The organism is Deferrivibrio sp. (genome assembly GCF_055117995.1).
In genome coordinates this window covers 1-6896 of sequence record NZ_JBSQOT010000065.1, presented here as the reverse complement: position 1 = coordinate 6896, position 6896 = coordinate 1, and the positions used below count along the sequence as shown (strand labels likewise).

The window sequence follows — 6896 nt, the reverse complement described above, 5'->3', positions numbered from 1 at the left end:
AGAAACAGAAAATATAAGGTCTGAAGACACATTGAAAATATTTAGGCAGGGATTTTTGACCAATGCATTAAATCCAAAAGTTGCAATTTTTTTTCTTGCTTTTTTGCCCCAGTTTGTTGTCCAAGGCAGTCAGTCACATATTTTAAGTTTTATGGCATTAGGTTTGACATTTGTGGGTACAAGTTTGTGCTGGTGTCTGTTTTTAGTATTTTCTTCTGTAAGGCTTTTCTGCAGGGTTTTAAAAAGCCGTAAAGTATCAGTTTATTTCAATAAATTGGCCGGTTTGGTTTTTGTTATATTCGGATTAAAACTTTCTTTGGAAAAGTAATGTCAGTCTTGCATCATTTCAAAGATATCTTTTACACTTTTTCTGCCGGGTGTGATATCATGCAAATCACCATTTTTATCAATAATTACTGTTACCGGAATGTAATGAATATTAAATTGCTTTTTGATATCTTCAGAAGCGATATAGGTCTCAAATTTATAGTTTGCGGTTTTTAAAAAATTTTCCACGGTAGATTTTATCAAGTCAGTGGACAGGGCTATTACCCTGACATTTTTTTCGGTAAATTTATGATATTCACTATTAATGTCTTTAAGTTCCTTTTTGCAGAAAGGACAGTATGTTGCCCAGAAAACAAGGACTGTATAATCCTGCCCATTTGCAATTTCCGATAAATTTTTTAAGTCAAATGTTTTAATATCAGCATAAGATATTGATGAAATAAAAAATAAAAAGATAAAAATAAATCTCAAATTATCCTCCGCCGACAAAACGGACGACCTCCACTTTGTCGTTTTCTTTAATAAACGTATTGTCAAAATAATCTTTTTGTATAATGTCTCCATTAATTTCAACAACTACCAGTTTACTATGGATTTTTAGGTTTTGCAATAATTCACTGACTGTTATATTTTTTTCTAATTCTGTAATTTTGCCATTAAGTGTTATCTTCATAATTCCTCCAGAATATATCTAACTACAAGGTTTGCCTGAATATTTGCTGCTACAGCTACTCGAGTAGCCATCAGCCCCTGTCCCGGTTTTGCTTCATTTTCAAAATCACCAACTATATATACATTTGAGCTAAGTTTTTTCACTTTTAGAAGAGAAGTATCATATAACCCTGCAACTCCGGATGCGCCAATGATGCACTTTTCTCTAAATAATTTTGATGCATTGCTTATTAACATTGCCTTATTTTCTGCTTTGTCAAAGGCTTCAACTATCACATCCACGTCGAATAACAGGTTTTCAATGTTATCTTTGTTAATATAGATATTTATCGCCTCGTATGTTATGTATGGATTAATTTTTTTTAAATTTTCCAGAATTGCGTCCGTTTTATACATCCCTATCTGGTCAATAAAATATTGCTGCCTGTTAAGGTTTGAAGGTTCCACGATATCAAAGTCAATGAGTTTAATATATCCTATCCCCATCCTTGCAAGGCTGATTGCAATATTGGAGCCAAGCCCTCCAAGACCACATATTGCCACTTTTGCATTTTTTAGTTTTTTGTGAACCCCTGGCGTGTGTCTTGCCATCATAAGAAATTCTAATTCCTCTTCAGGAGGCATTTCCCCACGTTTTATAAAAAATATACTGTCCCCATCATTGACTTTCAAATCTTCAGATACAATATGACCGTTATAGACTACTATATCGGCATTGCTTTTATATTTTTCCTTGAGCACAGAAATCATGCAAGGCGTTTCAATTTCTACCTTTTTTTCATTGATGAATATTGTCATAACTAATTACCCTTAATAAGAAAAGTTAGCTCCTCTTTGTTTTTCAAAGTAAATATATTTTCGCCAGCAAGCTCAGTATTGTATACTATGTAAATTTTATCATGTCTATAATCTTCCTGTTTAAAATTATCCTTATTGGTAAAAAATACAAACCTGCAGTCAGGTTTTTCTTTGTTTATACAGATATTTGTCAGGTTGTCCGTGTTTTCTTTTAAATCTATAAATATGTTGTTGCTATCATAAATATTTATTTTCCCTTTTTTGAATTTTAGTTTGATGTTGTTTTTAATCAGGTAGGGAATTAGTTTGTATCTGTAGTCCGAGTAAAACCCCTGAAAAAATATTTCATCAGATGCAAGGTCAATAGCTGCCTTGCTTCTTACAAAATTTGGAAAAATTATTTTGTCTTTTGGTAAATCCTGCTTAAAAAACACAAATATGACAGTGGCAAACACAAGATATTTTTTGTCAAAAACAATCGAGAAAAGAAGTACCAACAGCATAATGACAAAGATGGGCAGACTTATGTTATTTGTAATAAAAAAATATCTTTCAAGGCTAATGAGTTTGTCAAGTGTAATGTCTATAATATTTTCATTAAGAATCATGGGTGCAATCATAATATTTTCAAAGAATATGGAGAATACGCCACATATGATATGCAGATAGATTAAAGGGAAAATTATTATTGTGTTAAAAACTGCCAACATATTGTACATTTTGAAAAAATAGAGCACAAAAGGCAATGTGAAAAGTGTGGCTGCAATAGATGTAACAACAGTATTGTATAAAAAGTTTTTGTCTTTATTTGCAATAAATGCAATTCCTAAAACAGCAGAAAATGAAAGCACAAACGACAAGTTAAAAATTGTTGGCGGGTATACAAGTATAAATATTGAGCCCACAAATATGACAAATTTTTTAAAATTTACTTTTATGTCAAATAAATAGGTGTATGTGAGGATGACAAAAAATATTACCGAGCGAATAACCGGTATTTTAAAACCTGTTAAAATAGAAAAAAATATCAATAAAATGGACACAATAATCAGCTTCAGTTTGAGATGAATTTTTGGCATTAGTGTTATTAAAATCACTGCAATTATTCCTATATGTAGCCCTGATATGGCAAGGTAATGGTTAAGTCCGAGATATGTAAATTTATCTTTGGTAGAATTGGATATTTTTGATTTATCTCCTAAAATAAGCCCCTGAATTAGAGTTAATTTTGCGCCCGATTTTGTATACAACCTTTCACTAAAAGCTTCTCTGAATTTTAAAATATTTGAAATGACAGGTATTTCAACGACAAAGGCAGGGTTAACATCGATTGTGTATCTGTTTTTTGAGGCTTTTTTGCCAATGATTATATCTCCTACAAAGTAGCTTTCAGGAGATTTGAATTTGCCGCTAAGGCTATAATAAGTGTTCGTTTTTGAGCCATCCTTAGTGTCAACGATAACAGTTACATAGTTATTTAATAAAAATAATAAAATAGATACGGATAAAATCAAAATTCTTAACTTCAACTTAAAAAACATCAAGATGGCAATAAAGCATAAAAAGTAGGAAATTAACAAAGAAAATTTTGAAATAAATCCGGCAATAATTGCAACAATTAGTAGCTGGTATACATTTTCTTCAGAAAATTTCATGATAAATATTAGCAAATAAGTCAATTTTTAACAAGGGGATTAAACTGTCTATTGGGTTATTATTCAAAAAAATATTTGACTATATATGCATAATATTGTAATGTTGCCAAAAAAATGGAGGTAAAGATTATGCGTGTAGTTGTAATAGGTGGTGGCCCTGCAGGGATTCAAGCTACAAGAACATTAAAAACACACAAGCCTGATATTGAGGTAACTATGATTAGGCCTGAGCCGTACAGTGTGATTTACTGTGCTCTTCCTTACGTTGTAGAAGAACTGGTTGAAAGGGAAAAAATCAGGAAGCAGGATAGCCTTGTGACCGATGTAGGTGCTAACCTTATCAAAGATAAAGCTATAAAGGTGGATTTTGATAAAAAGACGGTTATTACAGAAAAAAGCGGCGAATTTGAATATGGTAAATTGATTATTGCAACAGGTGCATCCCCGTTTATACCACCTATTAAGGGGAGTAATTTGAAAAATATAGCTACTGTTAAGACTGAGAAGGATTTGGATGAAATTTTACGCTACATAAAAAATGGTGCCAAGAAAGCTGTTGTAGTTGGCGCAGGTAACATTGGTATAGAAATGGCAGTGGCACTTTATAGAAAGGGAATTGATACTTATTTAGTTGAGATGCAGGATAGAGTTATACCAAATTTATTGGACAAAGATATGTCAGAGATACCTGAAAATGAAATAAGGGAGATAGGAATAAATTTGATGTTAAATACAAAAGTGGAGAGTCTGGATGGCAACCTGTATGTCGAGAAGGTTAACCTATCTGACGGTTCAAGCATTCAGCTTGGTGAAAATGATATTATAATTTTTTCTGTTGGAGTGAGGGCAAATATTGAAATTTTTAAAGATACAAAGCTTGGGATTGACAACTTTGGTATCGTTGTGAATGAAAAAATGGAAACAAATATCAAAGATGTTTATGCAGCAGGTGATGTGGCATCTTTTGTTTCTTACATTGATAAAAAACCTATAGGTGGTAAGCTTGCAACAAATGCGGTGCCGATGGGTAAAATTTTAGCATATAATTTATTAGGAAGAGATTATGAGTATCAGGGATTTATTAATGGTGCTATTACTAAGGTTGAAAAATACAGAATGGGTGGTACAGGCTTCACTGAAGAGGTAGCAAAGCAGAGAGGATTTGATACAATCGTAGGATATGGAGAGACTACTACCAGATTCCCAATAATTCCTGGTGCAAAAAAGGTCAAAGTAAAACTTATTGCTGAGAAAAAGACATTAAGAATTTTAGGGGCTCAGGTTGTGGCTGGTGAAGGTGTGCCGGGCAGAATAGACACAGTTTCCCTAGCTATTCAAAACAACAATACAGCTATGGATTTGTTTAACTTTAGCTATTGTGCTCAACCATTTCAAAGCTTTTATCCGGCAAACAATGCAATTGTAATGGCTGCTGAGGATATTTTGAATAAGGCACTTAAAGACTAAATATTATCCCCGGGGCCACTCGGGGGTAATTTAACTTTTGTTATGGAATAAAATGTATTTTTTTATCCCCCCAATGTATGATTTTTCAGTTTGGTAGCTGTATTGTTTGAGTCTGATTTTATCCCTAACAATATCTAATAATTTTTTATCTTTTTTCATATATAACCTTTTTTTGTATGTAATAATATCACAAATATATACTGTATTATACATAAATACAATATTTAATCACAAAATGAGTCTATTTATTGCATATTTTTGGAATAATGTTGACATTTATTTCGCAATAGATTAATATTTGTAGATAAATAAATAGTTAGACGACGAAAGGCAGGAAGAGCAATGAGAAAAAATATCACCACATTATTCCTACTTGGCATGATGGCCCTGTTACCATGTGTAGTCATAGCTGGAGATCTGCCAGATACATATGGGAACCGCTTAGCTGCTGCGGAAAGATACCTACAGGTTGCATCAATGAAGGACATGATGCGAGATACAATTGTTGAGACGGCAAAGAATCTTCCGGAAAAAGTGAGAGGGGCTTACGTTTCCTTAATGAATAAGCATATCCGGGTAGAGATTTTAGAGCGTGCCGCTTTGGCAAGTATGGCAAAGCACTTTACCGTAGATGAGTTAAATGCCTTAGCGGATTTCTATGGCTCAAATGAGGGTCGGTCCGCTATGAAAAAATTTGGTGCTTACATGGGTGATGTAATGCCCGTCATACAGCAAGAAATGGGCAGGGCACAAATGGAAATCAAGGCAGATATTGAACGTCTGAGCAAACAATAGAAATGTCGTCTAACAAGGCAAATTCACTCGGACGCCAAAAAGCGCTGCTCGTTCCTCGCTCTGCTTTTTGCCGCCGGTGATTTGCGGCGTTAGATGCCCCATGTGCTCACAGCCTCTTCAAAAGAACAAGACTGCTCATTTTTAAAGGATTAGTTTAATCTTTCGAAAAATATATACATTGGAGAAAACTGTGAAAAACTGGTTATTCTTATCCGCTGCTATTATTTGTGAAGTAATTGCAACATCTAGTCTTAAGTCTAGTGAAGGTTTTACTAAAATCGCCCCATCGCTGCTTGTTATTATTGGCTATGGCGCTGCTTTCTATTTACTTTCACTTACTCTGAAATCAATCCCTGTTGGTATTGCATATGCAATTTGGTCAGGGCTTGGCATAGTTTTAGTAACTCTAGTCGCATGGTTCATGCACGGGCAAAAACTTGACCTTTGGGGGTATGTTGGCATGGGTTTAATCGTTGGTGGCGTTGTTGTTCTCAACTTGCTTTCAAAAACCAGTGCACATTAGTCCAGTATGCATCTAACAAGTTGCACCAGTCGGAAAACCTCCGCTCCGCGGCTTTGTATTCGCTTCGCTCATTGTTGCACAAAGCCACTACACTACGGTTTCCGCTGTGCAAGGCGTTAGCTTCCCTGAGAGAATTATGCGAAAAGTTAAACAAGAAGACGGATGGGAAGTGCATGAGATTCTTGATCCGAATCAGATTAAGAGGATCACAAAGTACTTCCATAAAAGAAAAAGAGCTCCTCGAATAGAGCTAAAAGATAAAATTTCACAACAGTTAGCGGGGTACGCGCTAATTGAAAAAGATCTTTGGAATGTTCTGGTATGGCTCGAAGAAATAGATGAATTGTATTTAGAAGAGCGTAGGAACTCTCCTCAAATTTCACCAGACCGAAAAACCTACTGTTAAAGTCAATTAAAAATCCCCACGTTATGGCCCTTAAAATACCCCAGTTAAACTTAAGTCTCTTTTACTCCTTATAAACTTTTACAGGGAATGATTATTTAATTTGCTTTGTAAGCTCTTGAAGTATATTTAGGTATGATAAATAGTATTACCATGAGGTGGAATATAGGTAAGGCAAAGATAGCAATCACCTTGTGTGGTGAACTTATTGAAGAAATATATTTATTGATTAAAGCACACAAATTTATGAACCGAAGTCAGGCAATTCAGGAAGTAGTAAAAGATAAATTGCAAA

General features: G+C 34.2%; 10 protein-coding genes. 5 read left to right on the top strand and 5 right to left on the bottom strand.

The annotated features are described in order from the left end of the window. The coding region (locus ACTCAF_RS10630; protein ID WP_463063255.1) for a LysE family translocator at window positions 1-328 on the top strand (328 nt) is incomplete at its 5' end. Window positions 329-330: 2 nt separating this feature from the next. On the opposite strand, the gene ACTCAF_RS10625 is transcribed toward ACTCAF_RS10630, so the two are convergent. From ACTCAF_RS10625 to ACTCAF_RS10610, 4 genes are read right to left on the bottom strand one after another with little or no spacing between them, the layout of a single operon-like run. Then, a complete protein-coding gene (locus ACTCAF_RS10625) occupies window positions 331-759 on the bottom strand; it encodes a peroxiredoxin family protein (RefSeq protein ID WP_463063254.1) in 429 nt (142 codons plus the stop codon). 1 nt (window position 760) lies between these two features. Continuing rightward, window positions 761-961, bottom strand: a complete 201-nt coding sequence (gene thiS / locus ACTCAF_RS10620) for a sulfur carrier protein ThiS (RefSeq protein WP_463063253.1) — start codon at window positions 959-961, stop codon at window positions 761-763. Further along, on the bottom strand, window positions 958-1758 hold the full coding sequence (gene thiF / locus ACTCAF_RS10615) for a sulfur carrier protein ThiS adenylyltransferase ThiF (RefSeq protein WP_463063252.1): 801 nt from the start codon (window positions 1756-1758) through the stop codon (window positions 958-960). The genes thiS and thiF overlap by 4 nt, the downstream gene beginning before the upstream one ends. A gap of 2 nt (window positions 1759-1760) precedes the next feature. After that, window positions 1761-3413, bottom strand: coding sequence for a ComEC/Rec2 family competence protein (locus ACTCAF_RS10610; RefSeq protein WP_463063251.1), 1653 nt, complete (start codon window positions 3411-3413; stop codon window positions 1761-1763). A 129-nt stretch (window positions 3414-3542) separates the two neighbouring features. On the opposite strand from ACTCAF_RS10610, the gene ACTCAF_RS10605 reads away from it, so the two are divergent. Further along, window positions 3543-4880 carry an FAD-dependent oxidoreductase gene (locus ACTCAF_RS10605; RefSeq protein ID WP_463063250.1) on the top strand — a complete coding sequence of 446 codons (1338 nt, stop codon included), beginning with the start codon at window positions 3543-3545 and terminating at the stop codon, window positions 4878-4880. Window positions 4881-4910: 30 nt separating this feature from the next. Here the strand turns inward: ACTCAF_RS10605 and ACTCAF_RS10600 are convergent, their stop codons facing one another. Then, a complete protein-coding gene (locus tag ACTCAF_RS10600; RefSeq protein WP_278252121.1) occupies window positions 4911-5039 on the bottom strand; it encodes a phage integrase N-terminal SAM-like domain-containing protein in 129 nt (42 codons plus the stop codon). A gap of 183 nt (window positions 5040-5222) precedes the next feature. Here ACTCAF_RS10600 and ACTCAF_RS10595 point away from each other — a divergent pair, with 183 nt between their 5' ends. From ACTCAF_RS10595 to ACTCAF_RS10585, 3 genes are all read left to right on the top strand, one after another. Then, entirely contained in the window at window positions 5223-5675 is a 453-nt protein-coding gene (locus tag ACTCAF_RS10595; RefSeq protein ID WP_242819149.1) for a DUF2059 domain-containing protein, read from the top strand. 190 nt (window positions 5676-5865) lie between these two features. Continuing rightward, the gene (locus ACTCAF_RS10590; protein ID WP_084212198.1) at window positions 5866-6198 is read left to right on the top strand and encodes a Qac family quaternary ammonium compound efflux SMR transporter; all 333 of its coding nucleotides are present in this window, start codon (window positions 5866-5868) and stop codon (window positions 6196-6198) included. Between the two features lie 136 nt (window positions 6199-6334). Beyond that, window positions 6335-6604: a hypothetical protein gene (locus ACTCAF_RS10585; protein ID WP_242819148.1), complete on the top strand. Its 270-nt coding sequence runs from the start codon at window positions 6335-6337 to the stop codon at window positions 6602-6604. Window positions 6605-6896: the final 292 nt, after the last annotated feature.

Bases quoted from the DNA above. Each gene is read 5' to 3' on its own strand.
- ACTCAF_RS10610 (WP_463063251.1), bottom strand. From the start codon at position 3,413: ATGAAATTTTCTGAAGAAAATGTATACCAGCTACTAATTGTTGCAATT.
- thiS (WP_463063253.1), bottom strand. From the start codon at position 961: ATGAAGATAACACTTAATGGCAAAATTACAGAATTAGAAAAAAATATA.
- thiF (WP_463063252.1), bottom strand. From the start codon at position 1,758: ATGACAATATTCATCAATGAAAAAAAGGTAGAAATTGAAACGCCTTGC.
- ACTCAF_RS10605 (WP_463063250.1), top strand. From the start codon at position 3,543: ATGCGTGTAGTTGTAATAGGTGGTGGCCCTGCAGGGATTCAAGCTACA.
- ACTCAF_RS10585 (WP_242819148.1), top strand. From the start codon at position 6,335: ATGCGAAAAGTTAAACAAGAAGACGGATGGGAAGTGCATGAGATTCTT.
- ACTCAF_RS10600 (WP_278252121.1), bottom strand. From the start codon at position 5,039: ATGAAAAAAGATAAAAAATTATTAGATATTGTTAGGGATAAAATCAGA.
- ACTCAF_RS10595 (WP_242819149.1), top strand. From the start codon at position 5,223: ATGAGAAAAAATATCACCACATTATTCCTACTTGGCATGATGGCCCTG.